This window comes from Peribacillus sp. NPDC096448, from assembly GCF_044762675.1.
Taxonomy (GTDB): Bacteria; Bacillota; Bacilli; order Bacillales; family DSM-1321; genus Peribacillus; species Peribacillus frigoritolerans_B.
Map to the genome: position 1 here is coordinate 16,314 of NZ_JBIWEU010000014.1, position 24,338 is coordinate 40,651.

A 24,338-nucleotide genomic window follows, 5' to 3' on the forward strand; every position below is an offset into this window, starting at 1 on the left:
GGGGGAAAAAACGTGCGTAATAAAGGTATTTTATCATTGGTTGCTGTAGGTCTATTTGCTTCATCATTGTCTGTAGGTGCTGTGAAGGCCGAAGGAACCGAGAACGGATTGGCAAGGAAAGCTATTGAACGTCAAGTGGAAAAACCACTTGAAAAAGGTTTCGTTGATTCTAAAACATTTAAACAACTTGAAAAAGAAGTAAATGGTTCTCAACCGCATTCAGTTAAAGGTTCTAGCAAAATGAGTAGAATGAGCAGTTCTTCCAGCGATGAGTATATTTTTGAAACTGAATATAATGATGACTTTGACTCAGCAGACACCGCATCATACGAAAAAGGAACAATCGGTCAATTGCTTCCTTTGAATGATGTGGATTTTCATAAAATAGATGTGCCCAGTAGTGGAGTTTTATTAGTGGCTGGATTATCTGACTCATATGTTATTGATCTAGTATTTGCAGCTGTGCAAAAAGATTTTGTTACAAATAGTAACTTAGAATATTTAGGTAGTGAATATGAGGACGGTGTTGAAGTACAAGCTTATCAAGCTAAAAAAGGCACCTACTATGTGGGTGTTATAGACCAAGATAACGAATACATTGACGATAATACTGAATATGACATTTATGCTACCGCAACAGCATTTGTAGACAATGTTAACCCAACTAAGCCAACTGTTTATAAGGTTGACAATAATGACAAAGTTGTTACTGGTAAAGCAGAAGCTTATTCTACAGTTACTGTTAAAAACGGAAGTAAATCCCTCGGTTCAGCTAAAGCAACATCTAAAGGAACGTTCTCTGTTAAAATTGCAGTTCAAAAAGCAGGTACTAAATTGTCAATCACAGCTAAAGATAGTTCAGGGAATGTGAGCTCAAGTTCAACGGTAACTGTTATAGAAGTTATTGCGCCAAACAAGCCAACAGTAAATAAAATAGATGACAACGATAAAGTTGTTACTGGTAAAGCAGAAGCTCATTCTACGGTTACTGTTAAAAATGGAAGTAAAGTGCTAGGCTCTGCAAAAGCAAGTTCTAAGGGGAGCTACTCAGTCAAGATTAAAGCACAGAAAAAAGGAACTACACTTTCAATAACTGCAAAGGATAAGGCTGGGAATACTAGTTCAAAGGCAACTATTAAAGTTGTAAAACATTAAGTGCAATATGACAAAAAGGGAGCCTAATGGTTCCCTTTTAAGTGTCCGAATATTTACTTTGAAATTTGGGTATGTTATCCTTATATTAACATAAACTAAAAACACCCCCATGCTGATACATGAGGGTGACAACTAGCAAGAGTGCAAGGTCACATCTAACTCTTAATCAAAAGAATCAGAAGAAGAACCATTGACATCTTGGGAGGATGGGTGGTTCTTTTTCTTACTGAACGCAGATATGATGAGACTGGTTGCTACAGCAACTATAGTGTCTTTACCAATATCTGTTACAATGTTCAATAGGAAATGTATCATGCGGTCACCTCCCTTCCCATCTATCATTAGATGGCAAAGGTGAAACTGTGACCTCCCACTCTATCCTCAGTTGTTCCTCTATTTTATCATATCTTTCCCATTCTAGTAATTATATGCAGAAAAAGTCTAATAAATAATTTAACATAAAAAAGAAGGCGTATTCGCCCTCTTCTACTAACTTAGATTAATTCCCTTTGTTTACAAGTGCAGCTAACATCTGAACAACATCAACCAGATAAGCATTTATATTATACGCAATGACTACAAGGCTCGCTGCAATAGCAACTAAAGAGTATGTTCTAATCAATTCTTGTTTTTCGGGATCTATTTTCACAACGCATCTACTCCTTATTATTTCGATTTGGAACATAGAACCCTTTTCATTCGACGGATTCATTAATTGTTTTTACTTCAGATATTGGAGCGTATTTATAGAATGTCATACCTGCTAACCCAAGAAGCATAATGGCTACTAGAATACCAGTAACCCATATGATGATTTTCCTTTTCATATACATCACTCCTTGTACTTTTTTAATGAGCCGCCTGCGTTTTTTGAAATCTTCTCATACTATATGTATAAAAATATATTCGTAGAAAAAAAGGGTAATCTAATGACTACCCTTTTTTTCTATTTCTTAAATTTCACTCTGATTTAGTAATTGTTGGACCAATCAAATTGCCATGAAGTTGATCCTCTTTTAATTTTTACATATTGACTAGAACCGACAACTGCAGCTCCTGCACCAGACCCCATAAATAACGGATTAATTTAATGTATTTATTTATAATCAAAAGCCCAATACCACCTGCTCTTCAAGTATCAGTTTCTAAACACGAACTAATTGAATTAGTGGCTAAGTGGTATAAACCAATCGAAGAATTAACCTCACATTTTAAAATTTCTAATACCCTTTCCCCGATTAAAAAATAAAAATACCTCTACCATAACTATGTTATGGTAAACTGTTTGTTGAAATTGTAATTAATATGAAATTTAAAAAGCAGAAAAGGAGTGACAATATGCGTCGTGAACAAACAGTCCATTTGGAACGACTTCACACCAATATGCTGGAGCTTCCGTGAGATCACTTTTAACATTATATATTCTATCGAGGTGTATGGTCTTGAATATGACCTTCTTTTTCGAGTGATAAATCAATAAAGAGAACTGATGTCGATATATATCAGTTCTCTAGTAAAAATTTTTTCTATATTCTTTATTTGTTATATGAGAAGAAGTTTATAGTGGAATCAAAAAAGGTCAGTCCCTACTGAACCTTCCCATTATTCTCTTGGTTATTCTTTTCTGAAATTCGTCTTTGATTGGCTTTCGTCTCAGCATTCACATGGTTTGCATCATTTGGTTTATTTTTTTTAGAACCTCTTGCATCATTACTCATACTTATTCACCTCCCGTGGCAGCTTATATACGTATGTTAGCTTACTCTTGCCTCCAAATTTTATACGCCTCACCTGAATGTAGCACATCGCTAACTAGCAAAAAGACACCCGTACAGACCGCGGACAACATTATTTCAATCACACAAAAAGAGCAAACCCGTTTAAAGTCCACTCTTGTCATGATTCAAAAATATCCCCATCAAAACTTATATCCCTTCGATGTTCAAATTCAATTGCACCCTATTCACTACGTGAAAACCGAAAGAGGTCCTTATAAATGAATTCAGAAGTAGTAGCGTTACAAATACTCGCTTAATCGCAGGATTTCATCACCTTTGAACCCCAGTGCAAAAGATCTTTAATAAAAGGATAGTTGTAACTATCCTTTCTCTGTGCCTGATTTTTTTTGACAGCTTATCAAAAGTAATCCTCAAAGTTCAATAAAATGGCCTTCATGGCTTGGCTTGAGTTTCCCTTTTCTTTAATCCTTTGCAGAAAGTCCATGAACAAAATCACCAGTAAATCTTCGACCGTCAACTCTTCATCCATCAAGTATGGGGAAATATCATGCAGGAATACCTCTCCCCGGTAAATCTCCGACTCCTTGATTCGAAGGGTGATCTCTGCTCGTTTTTCTTCTGAGGTTAGCTCGATTTCTTCTTCCCTTTGCTCAAAAGAGAAAAGGTTAGTCGTCACCTGCTTCAATACCCTTTTTTCAATCATCGGCCGTTCTAGGAATTTTTTCTTGGAAGAAATCAAAAAGGGACAGATCTGTTCATATTTGGCCCCTTTTTTCACTTGTTCCAGAAAATCGAAGTATAAGAGGGCAATAAGGTGATACAAACTTAGGTTTTGTGGAGCCTCTTCAAACAAATCCTTCATGTCCTCGACGAATACCTCTCCCCTTAAAAATTCATAATAGGGTACCTCGATTTGCAGATATCGATATTTTGGCAAGAAGTAATCAAAAAAACCCTTTTTTTCCTTTGTCCCATAAAACAGCTTGTTCGATAAAAGGTTGAACTGACTATAGGATTTCTTCAATGGAACCCCCTCTTTCTAACCAGGTAACCGTATGATGGATCATGCAAAAGGCAACCCTCCGATCGGACAGGTCCTTTAAGATGGCGACTTCATGCAATCCTCCCCTTTCACCGTATTCCGTTTCCAGCAAATAGGTATGCATATATTCCTTCGTGTCCGTATAGTCCATTGCATAATTCACATCCTTCCATCTAGTCAAACTGAACCTTAGCAATAACGTATTGCAGGCCGTTTGGGTCAAGGATTTCCCCGTCTTTTGCTTATATATCGGATTTAACGTTTTGCAAAGCGTCCGGAGCTTGACCTTCATGACATAATCTACAGGGAACTTAATGTCATGCTGCTTGTCCTTCCTGACTTTTCTCACCGACGTTATTTTGTGCGAAGGACTTCCGGAAGATGTTTTTTGAATAGCTTTTGGTTTTGGATCCTTTTTCTTCATTTCCTCGAAAAAAGGGTTCAATGATGACATCCCTTCCCTCCCCTCCCCTCTCATTCTGTAAAAATGGAAACATACCTCAGGGTCACTTTGCCAGTTTTCCACTTTACTAACAATATAGTGGGGAAGGGGGCACTTTAGAACCGGGGAATGTATAAGCTTCCTTTACCATGGCGATACTATTTAGCAAGAATATTAAATTGCGAGGGATATATATGATGAAAAAGAACAAAAAGGATACGGAGATAAAGAAGCAGTTTGTGAAACTAATGGAACATGCGGGTAAAAAGGCTGGAGGGAAAATTGTAAAGGTAAAGATAAAGTAAGGAGGAAGCGAAGAATAACATTCTGACTTTTATTACGTGTATAGAATATTGCTCAGCAAATTGTTCCTTCTACCCGAAGGCGCTCCTGTAAGTTTTAGAGGTTGCATCAAGCAACCATCAAGCAGGCCTGATGCCTGCTCTAAATGAAGAAAAAACGGATGTTTTTTTCTCCATGCGTGAACGCACCAGCTGAAGATCCAGCCGCTGTGCCTCCTTTTATTGGGTGTTTCCTTCAGTGCTTTCCAAAGGTACTCAGTCCCTAGAAAACAAAAGGGAAAATCATCCCCCTCTTGCTCGTCTTTTTTCATTATTATAAATACCCCTTTTCTTTAAAGCTAACATACTTTCCCGTATGGGAAACAATCAAATGGTCTAAAACTTCAATCCCAATAATTTTCCCTGCTTCCGCCAATCGCCTTGTGACTTCAATGTCTTCCATACTCGGGGTTGGGTCACCCGATGGGTGCTGATGGCTGACAATAAGGGAAGCCGCGTTATTTAAAATGGCGCATTTCAACACATCTCTAGGATGGACGACACTCGCATTCAGGCTTCCCACATGCGCCCGATGTAGACCTACAACATGATTTTTTGTATTGAGCATCATGACAAGAAACACTTCCCTGTCCTCGTTTGCGATTTGCGCTGCGGCTAATTCAGGGCATCTTCTGGCTTACGAATTTGAAAAGCCGCAAACGGTTCAACATTTCCCTTATTTCCTGCTTGATTCGTACCACTTCAAAAATTGGGGTTAATTCCATTTTCAAAAACGCCTTTTCATTTTATTTTTTTATTTGTTTCGCTTTTGATTTTTCTCTGGTGGGTTTTTCTTTCCTATTTTCATTTGCCTTGCGAAGCGAATTAGTTCCCCAAAGGGGGATTATTTTTCCCCTTTGACATGTAGAACGAAAAACACGCATAGGCATTCGGTCAAGGGATTAAGCACAAAAACTTTTTGATGTTGCGAAAGCGCCCCTAATCAAAAAGATTTTTGCCCCTTGATTGATGGACTGGCCGCCTTAGCTTCCTGCCGGAAAGGTTCGGGTGCCCTACCGGCTGGAAGGTTAGCCGGCCTGCGCTGTTTTACGATTCGGAAGGCAAAGGGAAAAATAATAAAAAAAGCAGCCGGGCGGCTGCTATCCTTGTGTTCTTTTATTTTATTAATCTTACGGTATCCGGGTAGTTCTGTATGGCGACGGTAGCCGTAAATGGAACAGGAACTTATGGAATGTAGGCGAAGCATGAGCCGTATAGATCGTCGTTATCGAATCATTTAATGCCAAAGCGACACGTACTAAATTTCAGAAAGGTGTTCTTTCCTTTCTAGACAGTCTGTAGTCTATCCGCACGAAGTAGGTTCTCAGGTCCCTAAAGCTGAAGAAATCAGACAGCCCTTAAGACTGTACAATCGATATAATTAGCATGACTGGATATTTTTTAAAAATATCCAGTAAGACAAACCTTCATAAATAAGATTGAACGCACCTATTATGAAATTTACCTCATATGGTTTCATTATGTAACTAGATGACAAAATAAAACAAAAAAAGACACTCATTAAAGAGCGCCTAAATAAACACCATTCTCTGGTTGGATCCGGTAAACTTATTCTATTCATAGAACCTTCCTTCTGGCCTCATTAATTGCTTATATAAACAAAGTGAAGTATATAAATGACTTCTAATATTCATTTCATCACATTTTCATTTACCATATCTCGAATATAACCAGGTACATTCGTAAAGAATTGTTCCGATCCTTCACGATCATAAGTAGGCATTCCCTCATATGGTCCTTCTAAGATTGAATCAGCAACCAGTACACCCAAATCAACAAAATGACTTTCACTATAATCCAACATCTTTTTATATAAGGATTTATTTATTTGGACCATGAATTTTTTAGGCTCTAAATCTTTATTATTTGGATCAAAATGATTTGAAATGATATATCCAATCAAAACATTCTTTCTCATTCCATACCTTTCAACTAACTCATTTATTCGATCAGATACTTTTTCATTTACGGACATTGCAAAATGATCTGGCTTTAAAGTAATCGTTTCTTTATATTCTTCGACCATTGCCTGTGATGGAAGATTTTTAAAAATCTTTGATAACTCCAAAAGAATGACACCAGCTTTTGATGTTCCTAAATTTACAGCTGCCTTTTCTATATACTCTTCAGCACCATACGAAAGACGAATACTTAATTTTGTTGTCTTGCCTTTATTTGGTTTTGGCAATTTTCCCTCTCCTTTATATTAACATTAATATTTCATAACCATTTCACTTTGAGAAGCTATTTCCACAAAAAACATCCTTATGGTAGTAGAAATGCGATAATCACTATTAGCTTATGGCACCTTAAGGGTGCTTTTTTTGTTTAAACATTAACACTACCTTTATAAAATAGATGTATAGTAATCTATAAAATTGTTGAAAATCCTTTGCTCCGGTTGAGCTAAAGTTCCTTTTTGGACGAGTTTCTTCTATTATATAGAACTACTTTGAAAGTCGCTTTCGTATTCCTTAACCAACTTATAAAAAGTCGTCTTTTTAACGTCTAATTCTCCCATTGCCTTCACAGCTGTCATCTCACCTGCTTGCCAACGATCATACACTTCTTTAAACTCTTCCGTTATTTGAGCTTTCGGTCGGCCGAAGGGCACACCGTTTTGTAAAGCAACATCAATTCCTTCACGCTGCCGTTTTCGTATACGGTCTCTCTCCTCTTCCGCCATCCAGGAAAGGATTTGTAAAACAAGATCTGCGATGAAGGTCCCTAAACTATCCTTAAATTGAGTAGTATCCAGTAAAGGCATATCCATGACGACGATATCTGCTTGCATATTTTTTGTGATGTCATTCCACTCCTGAAGAATCTCTTCTTTGTTCCGGCCAAAACGATCGAGTGAATGAATATATAAGACATCCCCTTTCCGGATCATACGTTTTAACAATTGATATTGAGTCCGGTCAAAGTTTTTCCCACTTTGTTTATCTAGGAAGATATCTCGTTCATCTAATCCTTTTTCTTTCATGGCCTGAAGTTGACGTCCTTCATTTTGATCTTTGCTACTAACTCTTATGTATCCGAATTTACGAAATTCCATCTTTTTACTCCTTTTTCCACTTACTTTCCTATTATTCTACCAAAAGCGTTCGTAAAAGTGTATACAAAATGACGAACGTTCATAAAGTGTTTTTCAGCTTTAACGAACGTGAAAATGAGTTGATTTTATATAAAAAAGACGCGTTCGTAAAAGTGTACTTTTACGAACGGTAGTAACAATGCTATACCACCTATTTCGGAAATTTTATACGCTAAAAGAATTCTAACCTAAATAGTCGATCTCCACTACGTTAAGGAATCGACTTTTTTTACTTCTTCTTATAGCCACTCAAAAATTACCTTGATCCATTTTAAAATTTCAGATGTACTTTATCTTTTGGACATAAAAACACCCCTTTAGAGGATATTATCCAAAGGGGTAAAACGGTGCAACTCTATTATAAACATCGCGTCTTTTTTATAAACATCCTGACTTTATTTCAAAGCCACATCAGTCAATAAAACCTTTTCATTTGTTCCTAATTTAATGGAGTACTCTGTCGGTATCCATAATCCCGTATTTTCGTCCCTGCCTTGAAGCACATAGTTTGGATTCTTTTCTCCGATTTGAGAAGCGGCAATGGCTGATAGCTTTCCTATATTACCACCACTGACACGGTTTACAATCAACACAAGCTCCGTATCCGAAAACTCCGTCATCATTTCATAATCCCCATTGCTATCGCCTGCCACCAATATTGGACCACGTCCCCCTTTTTTACTTGCGATCTCTTTTTGGATCACTTCCGTTTTACCATGCATTCCAGTAAACGGCCAATCCTCTTTATAGTAAGGTTCATACTTGCCGTCTTTCATTTCTAATCGCATGCCAAGGATATTATTCTTTGGCAAATTGTAGCCGTATTTTGGATAATTGGCGAACACTTCGACGAGGTCCCCTAATGACGCGGTAACAACATACACATCAATACCGTTCGCTTGCAATATATACATTAAGTTTGACATTTCAGGTGTCAGCCGGATTCCAGTATAATAAGAACTGCTAACAACACCAGCTTCTCCTTTTAAAGATTCTGGACTTTTCAATGTCACTTTAGATAATTCTCTTCCAAGATTGGCATCATTTGAAGCTTCCCCCAAGCTTTGAAGCTCCTCACGCGTCATATTTGTAAAAAAGTAGAGAATCCATTTCCAACCAATATTTGCTCCATGAGTATCATTAATGGCTTCATACATGTACAACAGCTTTGTTTTAAAATCCTTAAACTCGTCTGTTGCTGTCACTTCCTCTAATGATTTTCCCCTCTGCAGCTCTTGATACAGGAATTGATAATCCCTATCTACATCTGCAGCGATCTCCTCTATCGTAACAGGATTGCCTTCCAAGTTTTTATATTCCCCTGAAAATTCGCCAGGCGGAACGTCCTTTCGAATAATTTTTGAAAACTCTTCTGGGGTTAACTTATATGCCAAATGATCAATTAGATAAACAAAAAGAGCTTCCTCTGTGTCATTCATAATGTTTGTGTTATCCCAATCAAAGACAGCATAAGGTTTCTTTTTCGGGTTATATTTCGGATTGTTTTTACCGTGCTTATCTATTAAACTCTGAACAGCTTTGTACGTATGTGGCGCCCATTTTCCTTCATCCAGCACTTGAACATATTTGTGTCTATTATTTTCTGCTTTTTTAAGCATTGCTTGTTCAGCAGATGCTGTACTAATTGTTGAAGAGAGGAGCAAGCTTAAAATCATGGTCATGACTGAACCCTTTACTTTGTTCTTCATTGCTTAACACTCCCCCTAAAAAAGTAAATAGAGTTTTTTTGAAATATTCAATTTATTTTCCGTTACTGTAAACAATGATTGGTTTTTATCATCTTTTGATTTTTTAACTCTTCTGATTCTAAAAATCCCCCAATAGTATTTTCAATTTTCATTCCAAGTCGTCAGAATCAAATAAAATGAAATCACGGATTTCAAAACAAACTTGTGCTGTGAAGTGGTTGGAGACGTGCTTTCGGATCCATATATGCCTTTGCATTGTTAACTGCAGTAGGTGCTTCACCGAAACCACTTGCGATTAGCTTCACTTTGCCTTCATATGTACAAATGTCTCCAGCAGCATATATTCCCTCGATGTTTGTTTCCATTTTGCTATTTACGACAATAGAATTTTTCTCGATTTCTAGACCCCAGGTTTTGATGGGTCCTAATGAAGAAACAAATCCATAGTTCACAATAACATGATCAACATCCAATATTTCTTTACGATTGCCTTTTACTTCTTCTAAAACTACTTGCTCAATTCTTTCACCACCAGTTAATTCCTTTGGAATGAAAGGAGTGCGTACCTCCACTTTTGAGTTATAGAGATTTTCAATACTGTGTTCATGAGCACGGAACTTATCTCGCCTATGAACTAGAGATACTTTTTCGGCAATCGGTTCAAGCATAAGAGCCCAGTCCACTGCTGAATCTCCGCCTCCACATACCAGTACTCTTTGTCCAGCAAATGTATTCAGGTCATTTATAAAATAATGGAGGTTACTATTCTCAAAATGAGCAGCTTCCTCAAGTTCAATTTTTCGAGGTTGAAATGCACCGTTTCCAGCAGTAATCACAATCGTTTTTGAATAATGCACTTCATTGTTTGTTGATAATTTAAATACCCCATCTACTTGTTTTTCAACCGTTTCTACAGCTTGTTCAAGGCAGATTGTTGATTCAAACTTAGCCATTTGCTCCTTTAAATTGTTAATTAATTCTTGTGCTCGGACCTTAGGGAATCCAGCAACATCATAAATGTACTTTTCAGGATATAATGCTGTAAGTTGCCCACCAAGTTGCGGCAAGCTTTCAATTATTTTCACACTCGCTTGACGCATTCCACCATAGAAAGCTGTAAACAATCCTACAGGTCCACCACCAATGATTGTTATATCGTATACTTTAGTGTCTTCTTTCACACATATCCCCCCATTTAGTAGTTAGTTATCTTGATTTAATCCAGTAACAATATTAACCCTACTCCACCAATTCAACTGTTGGATTCACAAAAGGCACCTGTTCTCAGCAGGTGCCTTTTTTTTACATCACCATTTTATAAGTATCTTTTATTCGACTACCGTACCGATTGACTCTAAAACGTAATTGTAAAATCGGGAAACATGATGTTCAATCGGAACTAAGATTCCACCATCTCTGTATGCCTTTGATCCCATATTTTCTTGACACCATTGACAAGCTTCGAAATCCTGCTCATTTACGCGATGGAATAATTCAACTGCGTCCATTGGATCAAAATCTGGTTTGGCCATTTCATCCGGATCAAATAACCAATCACAAATCACAATCGATCGATCCGTACTAATCGGAATGATTCGGTGAGTGATCACATGATCCGGCGTTAAGTTGATGAATACATGAGGAATAATGGTCATTCCATAATAGATACGGTCATCTTCAGGAAGCAGCCCTTTTAACATTGGTCGATTTCCTTTTCCACTTATGGAGAAGGCCTCCAAATTTTCATTGAAATCTGCCCCTATACCGACTGCATTTTGTGTTCCAATGCCTGTTTTGAATTCAGGAAGTGCCGCTGTCAGTTCAGGGTGAATGGCAGAGCAATGGTAACATTCCTGAAAGTTTTCTACAATGATCTTCCAGTTTGCTTTAACATCATACTCTTTGCGATGTGCGACTCTTAGATTTTGAATTTGATATCTACCGAATGTCTCAAGTTCGCCGAAACGATCAACAATTTGTGAGTCTAATTGTTGTTCAACCGGCATTGGATTTTCTGAAAAGTTCAGCCAGATCATACCATGCCATGTTTGTAAATTCACTTCTTCTAAACCGTAAGTATCATTATTTATTAACTCTTCACGGCATTCACTCGATTTTGGCACTCCCAGCAAGGAACCGTCAAGTCCATAACTCCACGAATGATATGGACATCGGATGATTCCTGTCTTTCCAGATGGATCACTGCAGAGTGTTGCTCCACGATGACGGCATACATTTAAGAAAGATCGCAGCACACGGTCTTTTCCCCTAACAATCAGAATATTTTCGCCTTCAACCTTCGTTGTAATGTATTGACCTGGTTCCGCTACCTCATATTCATAGCCAACGAAAAGCCATGATTTAGCAAAAATATTCTCTTTTTCTAGTTTGAATACCTCCGGTGATGTATAAAATTCTCCTTTTAACGTAGATCTGACTTTCCCTTTATCCTTTAAGACACTCTGATCCATTGCCATCAATTATTCCTCCTTGGTCCTTTTGGAATCATTTAACGATAGTCTGGCATAAGGTGTTTTTTATCTGTTCACAAAAACTTACTTAAAGGCAAAACGCTGCGGGCTGAATAAATCAATGGGATGATTTGTTTTACCATCTATCACTAGTTCCGCTAATATTTCTCCTACAACACTCGCAAACTTAAATCCATGTCCAGAAAATCCAGCTGCAACTGCCACTTGCGGATGATTAGGATGTGCAGAAATTACAAAATGTTCGTCCGGTGTGTTTGTATACATACATGTTTTCCCTTGTAAAAAGCGACCATTTAATTGTGGAATGCCTTGGGCCAGATACTCTCTCATCATGTCCACTTCATCGCTATGCACGTTTCGGTCAATGGTTTCTGGTGTACATGGTTTTCCCTTACGGAAAAAGGCGACTTTTGCTCCTTCTGCACCTATTCCTACAGAAGGGAAACCATATAATTGCACATTGTCATCTGCTTCCCATATATAAATCGGTTGATTCCCAACACGGAATGGTTCTATTCCTCTTGTTGGCTCAAAGAACATTTGAATATGACGCTCTACTTGTAAGTTTACCCCTAAGTCTTTCAAAATCTGTGGTGCCCAGGCTCCTGCAGAAATGACCACTTTTCCAGCTTCGTATGTCCCGTTATTTGTCACAACACGGACACCTTCACCAGAAGGATGTGCTTCCCATGATTGAACAGTTTCGAAGAATCGAAGGTCGGCACCATGCTTCTCTGCATGAAGAAGATGGGTGTATACACTACGTTCGGGTCTGACAAACCCAGCCTTTTCTTCGTATAATGCGATAGTGTTAGGTGATGGGTTAAACACCGGGAAACGCCCGCGAATATCAGTTGCCTCCAGCACTTCGTAAGCAAGGTCCCACTGTTTCGAACTTTTAATACTGCCGGATACAGTTAAACTATCTGGAGGACCCATCATTAATCCTCCCGTAACCGTCATAATCTCTTCTCCGCTTTCTCGCTTAATCTCATCCCATAATTCGTAGGCACGAAGTAATAATGGAACATAAGCTGGATCTTCAAAATAAGATTGTCGAATGATCCGTGATCCGCCGTGGCTGGATCCTTGATCATGTGCGGGACCAAACTGCTCAAGCCCAAGCACACGTTGACCTCTCTTAGCTAATTGATAAGCAGCTGTACTGCCCATGGCTCCTAACCCGATAACAATAACATCATAATGTGTTGACATATATAATCCTCCTGGCTGTTTTCATTTTATTGATGAGCCCTCACAGCGGATTGGCTAATTCTTGTTACTGTATAGCGTTTTCCAAAGTATTCAATACTCAATTGGCTACTTTTATGGATAGTTTCAGGTGATAACAGGGCATACACAATCCCCTTACCAAAGTTGTATGCATAGCCAGCACTTGTTACAAAACCAGCTACCTTATTTTCATCAAATACTGGTTCATACCCCATAACAACCATTGAAGGATCATCCAGTAGTAATGGAGTTAACAATAGGTTAGGTCCATTTGCCTTGCGGTCAATCAATGCTTGTTTCCCAATGAAAGTTGGTTTGTTAAGGTCGACCAAATGGTCGAGTCCTACTTCATAAGGATTATGTTCACTCCAAAAGTCCTTACCGTTTCTTAGTGAAAGTGATTCGATTCGAAGACTTTCAAGTGCACGATCTCCTGCAGCAATGATCTGATAGTGACGTCCTGCTTCAAATAGGATATCCCATAACTTTAATCCTTGATCGGATGTTGTGAATAGCTCCCATCTTTCTGTTCCGGCATAGGAATCGTACACTGCGAGAACTGGAACATTCCCGATAAATCCTTCTTTGGCTTGTCCAATCTCCCATTCACTTTTAACAAAAGCCTGGGAATCAAGAGAATTCATTATCTCGCTCGCCTTACCACCTATTACGCTAAGACCACACATTCCGTTCGTTAGATCTTGGATCACAACCTGGCTGGATACAGGTACTTGTTTTTTAATCCAGCTAGCTTCAACTGCTCCTGTGCAAAGAACAAAGAATGTTGAAGCTGCGGTACGAATCACTTTTATTTCATCTTTTATACCAGCTAATTCATGAAGCATCAGTGTACTCGTCACCTGTCCGATTGGAATATCAATCGTGCTTGTTGTGAGGTGTTCTAGAAACTCAAGTGCCCCTTTTCCACTGATTTCCAACCGTTTTTTGACTGCTGTCACATCATAAAGTCCAGCATATTGACGAGTATGCAGATGTTCAGCTTCGATAATTGGTGACCAATATTGGGCAGCCCACCCTTTGCGCTCCAAGATGCTTTTTCCATACGTTGCAACAAGCGAATCATTTGCTTCAAACCATTGTGGCTGCTCCCAGCCCGATTTTTCGTTAAAATAAGCCCCTAGTGATTGTTGACGCATATAATATGGACTTACACGCATGTCACGTGATGTTTCCGGCTGCATGAACGGATGATGAATATCGTATACTTTTTCATAATTTTCAATAGAGCGTTTCTTATAATAAGCGGGGCTTTGTGCATAAGTGTCAAAACGATTAATATCACACAACTCCAAATCGAGGGTTGGTGCTCCATTTACAATCCATTCAGCCATTTCTTTCCCAACACCGGCAGAATGAGTTACCCATATAGCTTCTGCCGCCCAAAAACCACGAACTTTTTGTGATTCTCCTAGTAGTGGCATCCCATCTGGTGTAAAGGAGAATATCCCGTTTATTCCTCTTTTCACGCCGGCTTGTTTTAATGCAGGAATGAGTTCCTGAGCATCTTCCCATGGCTTTTCAAAATCTTCAGGTGTAAAAGGCTTTACAGATGGCATTTCTTTCGCTTCGCCATATTTCGTAATTTCACTGACCTCAACAGGCAATGGTCGATGTTGATAAGAACCAATTCCTATCCCATTGAATACTTGGCGATAATACATGGCACTATCCTGATGACGGATAATCGGCATTGATACTTCTTCCGTTTCAGCAGCAAGTTCTTGTAAGTCATTCGAAAATACATATTGATGAGCGATTGGTTGAAGAGGAATGGTAACGCCTACCATTTCTCCAATACGAGGTCCCCAGAATCCGGCACAGCAAATGATCAAGTCCGCTTCAAATCGTCCTGCACTTGTTTCCACTGCCTTTACCCGGCCATCCACTACCTCAATGTCCGTTACTTCTGTGTGACCATAAAACTTAGTTCCGCAAGATTTAGAAAAATGAGCCATTTGGTCAACAGCCCGAAGAGGTTTGGCAATTCCATCTGACGGTACATACAGACCACCATAAATGTTATCTGAGTTGAGTAACGGGCTTTTTTGGGCACATTCTTCTGGTGAAAGAACAAATGTCTCCATTCCCCATGATTTTGCAACGCCTGCTTTTCGTTTCAAATCGTCTAAACGTTCCTGAGTATTTGCAACTTCAAGACTTCCTACCGAATAGAAAGAGGGTTGACCTTCATGACTTAACTCTTTGAACGCTTCTACTGTTTGAGAGGCCAAAGTTGTTAGCACTTTGGAAAAACCAAGTTGAAACACAAGCCCTGGAGCATGCGATGTGGATCCCCCTGTTTCAAATAACGGTCCTTGTTCAATAACAGTTATGTTTCGCTGCCCCATTTTATTTAAATAATAGGCTGTACTACATCCAACAACACCTGCACCTATGATGACAATTTTCTTTTGTCCCATAACTCTCCGACCCACTCCCCTCTTTTACCTTCATAGTAACTAGTTGGGTTTTTCTTAATCTGTTAAAAAATCACTATGTTCACATTCAATAACAATTGCTCCTTGTACACCAAAAGAAATTGAAAATTGACCTACTAAAAACATTGACTAACTTTCTAATTGCCCTGTTCGATTACACTAAAAAAATATTGTTGTACAATGTTCCTTCTTAAACTTTTTAATAGTGTGTTTATAGACTGATAAGCTAAAATTTAAGATGGGGCGGTTTGTAGTATCTTGAGGAAGTTGCAAGATGTATTCTAGGAGGATGGTAAACTACTTCACTTTGAAGATCTGCATAAGGATGCACTTACACTTCTAGTTCTTTGAGTCTTTAATCATTGAGAAGGTTTTCTAATTACTTATCCTTTTTCCACTCCATATTTCTATTTTTTTATTAAATAATCATGATTACTTAATAATTAAGATAATTATATTACCGTTTTTTAACAAAGTAAATAGTATTTTAAATATTTAAAATATTTAAAATACAAATTAGTGATAATCATTGTAAGCGCTTACTGAAAAGGGGGGCTAGTTAGATGAATAACATTGATTGGGGAATGAAAGTTATATCAAATACTAATATTTTTGCTTACCATTTTATGTACAAGCTTAAGAAAAAACCTATTAGGAAAGTTCTTAAGCTTCAATCTTGACATTATTTTTTTAGGTATGGTGGAAAAAATGGGGACCGTTTTTAGGGAGAATGTACTATCAAAGGGTTTGTTTTTGATTCATTAATTTATTCCAGAGTTATCCTGCCGATTCGGCTATTTAGAAGCATCCTTCATCATTTGCAGCAGCATTTCCATTTATGATTATTTTGTTCCAATTCGAAACAAAAAGTCGTTTGATTTATCAATTATTGTTTAAAGAATGGTATTACGAATATGATTAACAGTTACTTCTGCGGCTTCATCAACAGTATAAGTAGATCTATTATTGATAATCATGGTAAGCATGCCCTGCCATATTAAATAATGACTCTCTGCGATACGCTCTGCATTCATCTCTTGAATGTACCCTTCACTGATACATTGATTAAGGGCAATAAGATTTCTCTTAGATAAATTAGATTCTAAAAGCATTGGCTTTATATCATCTGGAAATGCTACCAAATCAGTCGGGTAATATTCGTAATATTTTGTCAGGTTAATCGGGTGAGTACCTAAATTAGCCGAAAATACCGCATAATAGATTTGTGGAGATTCAAAAGAATATTTACAAAAACATTCCCAAATCAAAAAATATCTTTCCAAGGGTGTTCTTGCTCTCAAAAGATAAGTTGGTAAAGCATCCGTGTATTTTTTTACAAATCTCATAGAAGCAAAGAAAATGAGGTGGGATAAGTCTTCAAAGTAGTTATAAATCGTTGCACTGTTATAACCTGCTAAATCAGCGATTTTTCTTATAGTAACTCTATCAATTCCCTCATCTGTGATAATTTCAGCAGTTGCATTAATAAAGTAAGACATCATTCGGACAGTTTGCGTTTCTTTATTTTTTTCTGTTTGTTTTTTCATATTTAACACCTCAAATTTATGATAATAATTTTGAGTGTAACATAAAAATGCATTCTATAGCAGCAATGAAGGTTCCTATAAGGGCCCTTCATTTATGAGAGGGCATATGAAATTAGCCTGATATTTATTTTAACTATTATTGGAATACATCCCGATAACGCTTAAATATTATTATTCTACTTTTATTTGTCTGTATATCTTGCTGGTTTTAAGGATTTTAAAGGGTCTTAACTTGAATCCTTTTTATTTTTTAGTAATGTTTATTTTTTGGGGTAGCCTATTAAATAGACTTTCTGAAGGGTAGTATAATCATACGGATAAGAATAATTAAGCTTATTATAATAATTTTTTTCGAAAGTTAAACTTTTTGAATTTTTAGATATTTTAACATAATCACATTTTCTTCTAATTTTGATTATGGTATTATCATGATTAGACATTGTTAAAAAATAGAAATTAAAACAATATAAGCGTTTACTTGTTGATAGGAGGAAACAGAGAATGTGAAAATAATGTTTTCAATACTCCACAATAGATTTTAAGAGTTTTAATTTTACTTACTACATTATTTACTAAGCTAGTAATAAACCTTGAGTATCTTTAGAATAATTTGATTAAAAGATAAGCAGAAAACAGGATGCAGCCCACAACCGAATTCTCAGGAGCCACTTTTATCGAAGTAAAGGAGGAGTTAATTTGAGTAAAAAGAGGATAAACGAAAATATCGTTTTTTATGTTTCAGTCCTATTAACGGTTGCTTTCATTATTTGGGGGATCTTTTTTACAAAGAGCCTCTCAACGATTACCACTACCTTTTTTAAGGGTACCATAGACTACTTTGGCTGGATTTATCTTGGTTCAGCCCTCTTTTTTGTTCTATTTTCTGTTTATTTATTATTCTCTAAATACGGTCATATTAGGTTGGGAAAGGAAACTGACAGACCGGAATTTAAGACAGGATCATGGTTGGCTATGCTTTTTGGTGCAGGTTCGGGAGTAGGAATTGTCTTTTGGAGTGTTGCTGAACCTGTATTTCATTATACGAGTCCACCTACTGGAGAAGGACAAACAGAAGCAGCAGCTAATTTAGCGATGCAGTATACATTTTTTCATTGGGGTTTCCATCCCTGGGCTATTTACACCCTCATTGGTTTGGCCCTTGCTTTTTTCCAATTTAACAGGAGTTTACCGGCATCAATGAGTTCTGCATTTTATCCTCTTTTAAAGGAAAAAATTCATGGTCCGATTGGTAAAACGATTGATATCCTTGCGGTTTTTGCCACCATCTTCGGTATAGCTACTTCTCTTGGTTTGGGTGCCATGCAAATTTCAGGTGGACTTAATGCCTTATTTGGTATTCCAAACACTCTTCTGGTTCAAATCACCGTTATTGCCGTTGCAACCATTCTATTCTTAATCTCTATAACCACTGGATTAGAAAAAGGGATTCAATTTTTATCCAACACGGCCATGATCCTATCGTTTTTGATCATGTTCTTGGTCTTAGTACTGGGCCCGACTTCTACAATTTTCAAAGTGTTTTTTAGTACGATGGGCGGCTATGTAAGTGATTTCGTTGATATGAGTTTAAACTTAGAGCCCTTTGGTGACAGTAAGTGGATTGGGAGTTGGACGTTATTCTATTGGGCATGGTGGATTGCTTGGGCACCTTGTGTAGGCATGTTTATTGCCAGAATTTCTAAAGGAAGGACGATAAAGGAGTTTGTCATTGGCGTATTATTCGTCCCTTCACTTGGTACGTTTGCTTGGCTTTCCATCTTTGGGGGATCAGCTCTCCATATGATCCATAACTTAGGTCAAAAAGAACTAGCCACACAAATTACTTCAAATGTTGATTTATCCGTTTTCAGTTTTTTTGATTATCTTCCGGCAAGTTCTTTATTAAGTATCGTAGGTTTTACAGTCATGATGATTTATTACATAACGGTAGCTGATACATCCACTTTTGTGTTGGGGATGCTAAGCGAAAGAGGGAATTTAAACCCTTCAAATAAAATTAAAATTACATGGGGGGTCATTCAGTCAATGGTTGCCGCCGTATTACTTTTGGCTGGTGGTTTACAGGTCCTTCAAACTGCCTCCATGGCAGCTGCATTTCCTTTTTCTATTATTATGGTTATCATGTGTTGGTCTTTATTCAAGGCTTTAAAGGAAGAGGTCAAAGAAGACTATACCTCGATCCCAAAAGAAAAAATTTCTTAAGCAGTAATTCCTTCTTTTTACTTCAAATAATATAATAGACTCTCGGTAATTACCGAGAGTCTATTATATAGGAACTTCGTATTTGCTAGAAAGAGAGAACTAAGGAAAGACTGCACTCCAAGTTTTCACTTAGTGGGGTGGGGTTATCATAAATAAGAAGGATTAGCTGCTACATTCTTAAAATAAACTGCTTCTCCATCACTTTCACCATCGAAAATAACTGTTGTCTTAGGAGAAAAGATTAAAACATCTCCAACTTCTGCTACATATTTATTCCCTTCAACATCACGCACTACCATTTTCCCTTTTGTAACTACTTTTATCTCTATAAAATTAAATTCTGCTGAATAATCTACTGAAGGTTGCAATGCAAAGTAACCCATTGTTAATACTTCTTTTTTGTCTGTGACAGGTGCATCAATAATTTGTCCCTTTAGATCCGGTGTTCCTCGCAACTCACTCAATTCATTTAAACGATAAGAACCCGCCTTAATTAACTTAATACCTGGCTTTTCATCTAAAAATTTTAACTCGTTTTGGGTCAAAGTTTTTTCGCTCATTTTGCACCTCAAATGTTTTAGTTTTTTTAAGTTCCTAATTTTCAACTGACTTAAACGTAGTTTCATAAATCTTTCACAGGAAAGTATCTAATGATACTGAGTGGCTTTCGGGAGTTCACTTTCCATCCTCGCTCGCCACAATGGTCATAAAAAGAGGAATATGGCAAATATACGCCGCACTCCTCTTTTTTTAATTTAACCGATTTCTACTGGAATTTTAGTAGTTTTAGTTTCTAATGTAGGTTTTTCCAAATTAAAGCAACGACGGTATATCCATTCATATCCTTTTACATTAATATCTCGTGGATTACCTACCGTTTGCGGATCATTAAATGCTTCCTTGGCTAAGCGCTCAATATTTTCAACAGGTACACCTTGTTCCGCAAGTGTTGGAATTTCAACGTCTTCAACAAGTTGATATACTGCTGTAACTGCGGCTTTTGCTGCTTCTTCCAAACTCATACCATGAATATTCACACCCATAGCCTGAGCAATACGAGCAAATTTCTCTGGCTCTCCCATCCAATTATACTCCATTACTGGTCCAAGCATGGCTGCAACACAAGGTCCGTGAGCAACAGGATGAATGCCTCCAAGAGTTTGTGCCATTGCATGTGCAGCACCGGCAGACTCACTGCCGTATGATAAGCCTGCAAGCATGGCTGCTTGTGCCATTCCATAACGAGCCTCAATGTCTTTTCCATTTGAAACAGCACGGCGTAAATATTTGGCTACGTATTCGATTGCAAGCAACGCGACTGCATCAGTTATAGGTTGGGAATAGTGACATGTATAACACTCGATTGCATGTGAAAGGGCATCAACACCAGTCCCGGCAGTAATATGGGCTGGCATTGAGACATGTAGTTCAGGGTCAATGATTGTTAAATGTGCAGCGATTAATGGACCGCCCGTATTAAATTTAAATTCACGAACAGGATCAGTAATAACCGCCCACTGAGTTACCTCACTTCCTGTACCCGCTGTTGTTGGAATTGTCGTTAATGGCGGGATCCGTTTTTCAAGCGGTTTTTTACCTTCAGCTGCTTCATAGTTTAATACAGGCTCACCGTGAACGACCTCCACACCAATCGCTTTTGCTGTATCCATGGAACTCCCTCCACCGACAGCAACAAGCCCATCACAAGATAATGATTTATAAATAGATGTTCCTTTTTCCACAACATGAACAGAAGGGTTCGGTTCAACTTGGTCAAAAATAACAACTTCTATTTGTGCCTCTTTTAAACTTTTAACAACTGGATCTATTAATCCTACTTTTTTAACACCGGGATCCGTAACAAGCAGAACTTTGCTGACGCCAAGATTCTTGACCTCTTCACCTGTATGTTTGGCTGCACCTATCCCGTGTTTTAAAACGGTTGGAACTTCAAAGCTTTTTAATCTTCCCATTCTCTCAAATCTCATAAACATCTAGATCACTCCTTCATCTATTTTTATAAAATTAAGTATAGTAATCTTCTTATTTAAACTAATTCGACTTTTGCATTTTCTTCTTTAAACCAGTGCATAGGTTCAGGATTTGTATTCATATATATATGTTTAATTTCTGTATATTCTTCAAGGCCCACATGGCTCAATTCGCGGCCAATACCGGATTGTTTATAGCCACCCCATGGCGCTTGCGGAAAGTATGGATGAAAATCGTTAATCCAAACAGTTCCCATACGTAGTTTTTTGACAATCCGTTCAGCACAATTCATATCATTTGTCCAAACCGCGCCAGCTAATCCATACAAACTATCATTAGCTAGTCGAACAGCTTCTTCTTCTGTTTCAAAAGTCTCCACTGTAATGACAGGGCCAAAGGACTCTTCTTGCACGATCCGCATTTTCGTATGACAGTTTGTAAAAATCGTGGGTTCGATAAAATATCCCTTTTGTAATTCAGGTGCTGTCGGGCGTTTCCCACCGACGGCAAGTGTAGCTCCTTCTTGGATTCCAAGTTGAATATACTGTTCTATCGATTCTAAATGCTCGGCTGAGATAACAGGACCCATTTCAGTCGTCTCATTGAAACCGCTTCCAATATTTATTTTCCTTGTCCGTTCTACAATCGCTTCTACAAAGCGGTCATGAATTTTCTTTTCAACTAACAAGCGGGTGCCAGCAGAACACACTTGTCCAGCATGAAAGAACACAGCATTAAGTGCATAGTCAACAGCCGTATCAAAATCTGCATCGGCAAACACAATGTTGGGATTTTTCCCTCCAAGTTCCATCGAAATCTTTTTAAAGTTACCGCTCGCTGCTTTCATAATGTGTCGACCCGCTTCTCCTCCACCTGTAAATGAAATAAGGTCGACGAGAGGGTTTTCAGCCAACTCCGAACCGACTGTTGAGCCTGGACCCAATACAAGATTCACAACACCTTTTGGAAAGCCTACTTCTTCAAAAATCTCGCACATTTTAATCGATGTAAGAGGTGTAATTTCTGCTGGTTTTAACACAACTGTATTTCCAGCAGCCAATGCTGGAGCTAGTTTCCATGAAGCCTGAAGCAATGGGTAATTCCAAGGTGCAATCAATCCACAAACCCCAACCGGTTCACGTACCACTCGACTGACCGAGTTTGGATTAGGTGATTCGATCATCAGACCGCCGTCTTTATCAGCAAGCCCGGCATAATATTGAAATACACCTGCAATCCCATCCATATCTGCAAGACTTTCTGTCAACGTTTTCCCTGTATTCAGTGACTCCAACTCTGCCAACTCTTGTTTATACTCTTTTATTTTTTGAGCAACTTGATATAGAAGATCACCTCTTTCCGCCGCCGTGAGGCTACCCCATACCCCTTCATCAAAAGCACTTCTTGCTGCTTGAATTGCATCTTTAGTATCTTCCCGGCTCCCCCGCGGAACCGTTTCAATGACTTCTTGATTAAAAGGATTGATAATCTCCCTTTTTTCACTACTCTTAGCCTCAACCCATTTACCATTGATGTACATTCGTTTCATTGCCAAATCAACACCCCCAAAAATTGGAATTCGTTAAAAAAATTTTTAACGTTCTTAATATACCGAAAGTATAGTACATAAAATATTTTCAGTCAATACGAAATATTCAGATTATTTTTACATTGACATTCAATCTTTCTCTGTTTATATTAAATTTATATTTTATGTATTATTTTGATGAAATAAGGAGGTGATATAATATGGTAGAGAGGGCGTGTGTCTATATGGAAGAACAGAAGGATCACATAGAAATTCTTGAAGAAGCGGAATCACTTGTGATTGATGCTATAGCAGAAACGATGGACCTATATGGGGTAACACATTCCATTGGAAGGCTTTACGGAGTTCTATATTTTAGTGAAGAACCGATGACATTAAATCAGATGAGCAATAGTTTAGGAATGAGCAAACCAAGCATGAGTACAGGAATCCATTCTCTTGTTGATATAGAAATGGTCCAAAAGGTTTGGCGAAAAGGGGAACGAAAGGATTTATACAAAGCAGAGAAAGATTTTTTTGTATCGTTCCTTTCATTTTTTTGTAAAAAATGGGATCGGGAACTCTCTGTCAATATGCAAGCCATTGAAAAAGCAACTGAAAAATTAAATTCTCTATTGGAAAACCCCGATGTCCCCGATGCTATACAACAAAAAGCACGAAAAGATCTTCAACAACTTCAAGATTCAACCCAATATTACTTGTGGTTAAAAAAATTAGTCCATGCATTTCGATCGAAAGAATTGTTTAAAATGATTGAAGAAATTGAATGTGATTAATAGGTTCTCTACTCAAAATAGAAGAAAACAACGATGAGGTAAAACATCTAATCTTTACCGATCTTTAGTGTTACTATCCAGTAATGCTTGGTCGGTAAAAAAATGCTAAAATCACCGAGAACAACTACCAAAACCACCTACTATCTATAGAAGAATGGATTCTATTTCTCCTTTGAATGTGAAGCATAAAAGCCCCATGTTCATTAGGAAGAAAATGAAAGAGCAACTAAACAAAAAACCTCAAGTAGGTAAAACCTTACCCCTATAGAATCTACTCCAATAGACAAAAAAGCTTCCACACCATAAAGAGGCAACCTTTATTTTTTAATCCTAAAAAAATAGTTTAGTAGTTTGATTCATAGAACTGTTTATTAGTCGAACCTTCCTGCAAATTATTACTCTCAAAATAATTTGGTGGGAAAACAGTTTTTGTGATATTAGTTGATACTATTAAAAAGAAATTAAAACATAGGGTCGAACGAAGTAACAGTTTGCAGTATACACGTTCACCCCCTAAATAA

21 protein-coding genes are annotated in these 24,338 nt (G+C 37.7%); 3 read left to right on the plus strand and 18 right to left on the minus strand.

Translation table 11 applies throughout. The features are described 5' to 3' along the window. The first annotated feature begins 12 nt into the window (after positions 1-12). Positions 13-1,155, plus strand: coding sequence for an Ig-like domain-containing protein (locus tag ACIQ0C_RS21105; RefSeq protein WP_403063615.1), 1,143 nt, complete (start codon positions 13-15; stop codon positions 1,153-1,155). A gap of 499 nt (positions 1,156-1,654) precedes the next feature. Here the strand turns inward: ACIQ0C_RS21105 and ACIQ0C_RS21110 are convergent, their stop codons facing one another. The 15 genes from ACIQ0C_RS21110 to ACIQ0C_RS21180 form a co-directional block, all read right to left on the minus strand. Beyond that, positions 1,655-1,804 carry a hypothetical protein gene (locus tag ACIQ0C_RS21110; RefSeq protein ID WP_403063618.1) on the minus strand — a complete coding sequence of 50 codons (150 nt, stop codon included), beginning with the start codon at positions 1,802-1,804 and terminating at the stop codon, positions 1,655-1,657. Positions 1,805-1,850: 46 nt separating this feature from the next. Then, positions 1,851-1,982, minus strand: a complete 132-nt coding sequence (locus ACIQ0C_RS21115) for a hypothetical protein (RefSeq protein ID WP_403063621.1) — start codon at positions 1,980-1,982, stop codon at positions 1,851-1,853. Between the two features lie 759 nt (positions 1,983-2,741). Continuing rightward, positions 2,742-2,873, minus strand: coding sequence for a hypothetical protein (locus ACIQ0C_RS21120; protein ID WP_403063625.1), 132 nt, complete (start codon positions 2,871-2,873; stop codon positions 2,742-2,744). A gap of 418 nt (positions 2,874-3,291) precedes the next feature. Beyond that, entirely contained in the window at positions 3,292-3,918 is a 627-nt protein-coding gene (locus ACIQ0C_RS21125; protein WP_403063628.1) for a hypothetical protein, read from the minus strand. Further along, a complete protein-coding gene (locus ACIQ0C_RS21130) occupies positions 3,902-4,390 on the minus strand; it encodes a hypothetical protein (protein ID WP_403063631.1) in 489 nt (162 codons plus the stop codon). The genes ACIQ0C_RS21125 and ACIQ0C_RS21130 overlap by 17 nt, the downstream gene beginning before the upstream one ends. A gap of 325 nt (positions 4,391-4,715) precedes the next feature. Continuing rightward, entirely contained in the window at positions 4,716-4,991 is a 276-nt protein-coding gene (locus tag ACIQ0C_RS21135; RefSeq protein ID WP_403063634.1) for a hypothetical protein, read from the minus strand. 2 nt (positions 4,992-4,993) lie between these two features. After that, positions 4,994-5,290 (minus strand): JAB domain-containing protein, encoded by a 297-nt coding sequence (locus tag ACIQ0C_RS21140; RefSeq protein ID WP_403063637.1) that lies wholly within the window; start codon positions 5,288-5,290, stop codon positions 4,994-4,996. 1,080 nt (positions 5,291-6,370) lie between these two features. Then, entirely contained in the window at positions 6,371-6,928 is a 558-nt protein-coding gene (locus ACIQ0C_RS21145) for a hypothetical protein (protein ID WP_403063640.1), read from the minus strand. Positions 6,929-7,177: 249 nt separating this feature from the next. Further along, on the minus strand, positions 7,178-7,798 hold the full coding sequence (locus ACIQ0C_RS21150) for a recombinase family protein (protein ID WP_403063643.1): 621 nt from the start codon (positions 7,796-7,798) through the stop codon (positions 7,178-7,180). A gap of 434 nt (positions 7,799-8,232) precedes the next feature. Next, complete coding sequence (locus tag ACIQ0C_RS21155; protein ID WP_403063646.1) at positions 8,233-9,546, minus strand: HAD family hydrolase; 1,314 nt, start codon at positions 9,544-9,546, stop codon at positions 8,233-8,235. Positions 9,547-9,737: 191 nt separating this feature from the next. Next, the gene (gene yumC, locus ACIQ0C_RS21160) at positions 9,738-10,727 is read right to left on the minus strand and encodes a ferredoxin--NADP reductase 2 (RefSeq protein ID WP_403063649.1); all 990 of its coding nucleotides are present in this window, start codon (positions 10,725-10,727) and stop codon (positions 9,738-9,740) included. A 147-nt stretch (positions 10,728-10,874) separates the two neighbouring features. Continuing rightward, a complete protein-coding gene (locus ACIQ0C_RS21165) occupies positions 10,875-12,023 on the minus strand; it encodes an aromatic ring-hydroxylating oxygenase subunit alpha (RefSeq protein WP_403063652.1) in 1,149 nt (382 codons plus the stop codon). Between the two features lie 78 nt (positions 12,024-12,101). Then, positions 12,102-13,253, minus strand: coding sequence for an N-methyl-L-tryptophan oxidase (gene solA, locus ACIQ0C_RS21170; RefSeq protein ID WP_403063655.1), 1,152 nt, complete (start codon positions 13,251-13,253; stop codon positions 12,102-12,104). Positions 13,254-13,279: 26 nt separating this feature from the next. Beyond that, positions 13,280-15,712, minus strand: a complete 2,433-nt coding sequence (locus ACIQ0C_RS21175) for a GcvT family protein (protein ID WP_403063658.1) — start codon at positions 15,710-15,712, stop codon at positions 13,280-13,282. A gap of 911 nt (positions 15,713-16,623) precedes the next feature. Further along, positions 16,624-17,277, minus strand: coding sequence for a TetR/AcrR family transcriptional regulator (locus ACIQ0C_RS21180; protein ID WP_323066577.1), 654 nt, complete (start codon positions 17,275-17,277; stop codon positions 16,624-16,626). Positions 17,278-17,973: 696 nt separating this feature from the next. Between ACIQ0C_RS21180 and ACIQ0C_RS21185 the strand changes: the two genes are divergently transcribed. Next, positions 17,974-19,500: a glycine betaine uptake BCCT transporter gene (locus ACIQ0C_RS21185; RefSeq protein ID WP_403063662.1), complete on the plus strand. Its 1,527-nt coding sequence runs from the start codon at positions 17,974-17,976 to the stop codon at positions 19,498-19,500. A gap of 146 nt (positions 19,501-19,646) precedes the next feature. Here ACIQ0C_RS21185 and ACIQ0C_RS21190 read toward each other — a convergent pair whose 3' ends face one another. From ACIQ0C_RS21190 to betB, 3 genes are all read right to left on the minus strand, one after another. Then, positions 19,647-20,060 (minus strand): cupin domain-containing protein, encoded by a 414-nt coding sequence (locus tag ACIQ0C_RS21190; protein WP_403063665.1) that lies wholly within the window; start codon positions 20,058-20,060, stop codon positions 19,647-19,649. 195 nt (positions 20,061-20,255) lie between these two features. Further along, entirely contained in the window at positions 20,256-21,494 is a 1,239-nt protein-coding gene (gene gbsB, locus ACIQ0C_RS21195) for a choline dehydrogenase (protein ID WP_403063668.1), read from the minus strand. Positions 21,495-21,547: 53 nt separating this feature from the next. After that, positions 21,548-23,041, minus strand: a complete 1,494-nt coding sequence (gene betB, locus ACIQ0C_RS21200; RefSeq protein WP_403063816.1) for a betaine-aldehyde dehydrogenase — start codon at positions 23,039-23,041, stop codon at positions 21,548-21,550. A 200-nt stretch (positions 23,042-23,241) separates the two neighbouring features. On the opposite strand from betB, the gene cudC reads away from it, so the two are divergent. Continuing rightward, entirely contained in the window at positions 23,242-23,817 is a 576-nt protein-coding gene (cudC, locus tag ACIQ0C_RS21205; protein ID WP_403063671.1) for a choline uptake/conversion transcriptional regulator CudC, read from the plus strand. The last annotated feature ends 521 nt before the right edge of the window (positions 23,818-24,338 follow it).

Bases quoted from the DNA above. Each gene is read 5' to 3' on its own strand.
- betB (WP_403063816.1), bottom strand. From the start codon at position 23,041: ATGAAACGAATGTACATCAATGGTAAATGGGTTGAGGCTAAGAGTAGT.
- ACIQ0C_RS21140 (WP_403063637.1), bottom strand. From the start codon at position 5,290: ATGATGCTCAATACAAAAAATCATGTTGTAGGTCTACATCGGGCGCAT.
- ACIQ0C_RS21155 (WP_403063646.1), bottom strand. From the start codon at position 9,546: ATGAAGAACAAAGTAAAGGGTTCAGTCATGACCATGATTTTAAGCTTG.
- cudC (WP_403063671.1), top strand. From the start codon at position 23,242: ATGGTAGAGAGGGCGTGTGTCTATATGGAAGAACAGAAGGATCACATA.
- ACIQ0C_RS21175 (WP_403063658.1), bottom strand. From the start codon at position 15,712: ATGGGACAAAAGAAAATTGTCATCATAGGTGCAGGTGTTGTTGGATGT.
- ACIQ0C_RS21120 (WP_403063625.1), bottom strand. From the start codon at position 2,873: ATGAGTAATGATGCAAGAGGTTCTAAAAAAAATAAACCAAATGATGCA.
- solA (WP_403063655.1), bottom strand. From the start codon at position 13,253: ATGTCAACACATTATGATGTTATTGTTATCGGGTTAGGAGCCATGGGC.
- ACIQ0C_RS21180 (WP_323066577.1), bottom strand. From the start codon at position 17,277: ATGAAAAAACAAACAGAAAAAAATAAAGAAACGCAAACTGTCCGAATG.
- ACIQ0C_RS21190 (WP_403063665.1), bottom strand. From the start codon at position 20,060: ATGAGCGAAAAAACTTTGACCCAAAACGAGTTAAAATTTTTAGATGAA.
- ACIQ0C_RS21135 (WP_403063634.1), bottom strand. From the start codon at position 4,991: ATGAAAAAAGACGAGCAAGAGGGGGATGATTTTCCCTTTTGTTTTCTA.
- ACIQ0C_RS21150 (WP_403063643.1), bottom strand. From the start codon at position 7,798: ATGGAATTTCGTAAATTCGGATACATAAGAGTTAGTAGCAAAGATCAA.
- ACIQ0C_RS21130 (WP_403063631.1), bottom strand. From the start codon at position 4,390: ATGTCATCATTGAACCCTTTTTTCGAGGAAATGAAGAAAAAGGATCCA.
- ACIQ0C_RS21115 (WP_403063621.1), bottom strand. From the start codon at position 1,982: ATGAAAAGGAAAATCATCATATGGGTTACTGGTATTCTAGTAGCCATT.
- gbsB (WP_403063668.1), bottom strand. From the start codon at position 21,494: ATGTTTATGAGATTTGAGAGAATGGGAAGATTAAAAAGCTTTGAAGTT.
- ACIQ0C_RS21165 (WP_403063652.1), bottom strand. From the start codon at position 12,023: ATGGCAATGGATCAGAGTGTCTTAAAGGATAAAGGGAAAGTCAGATCT.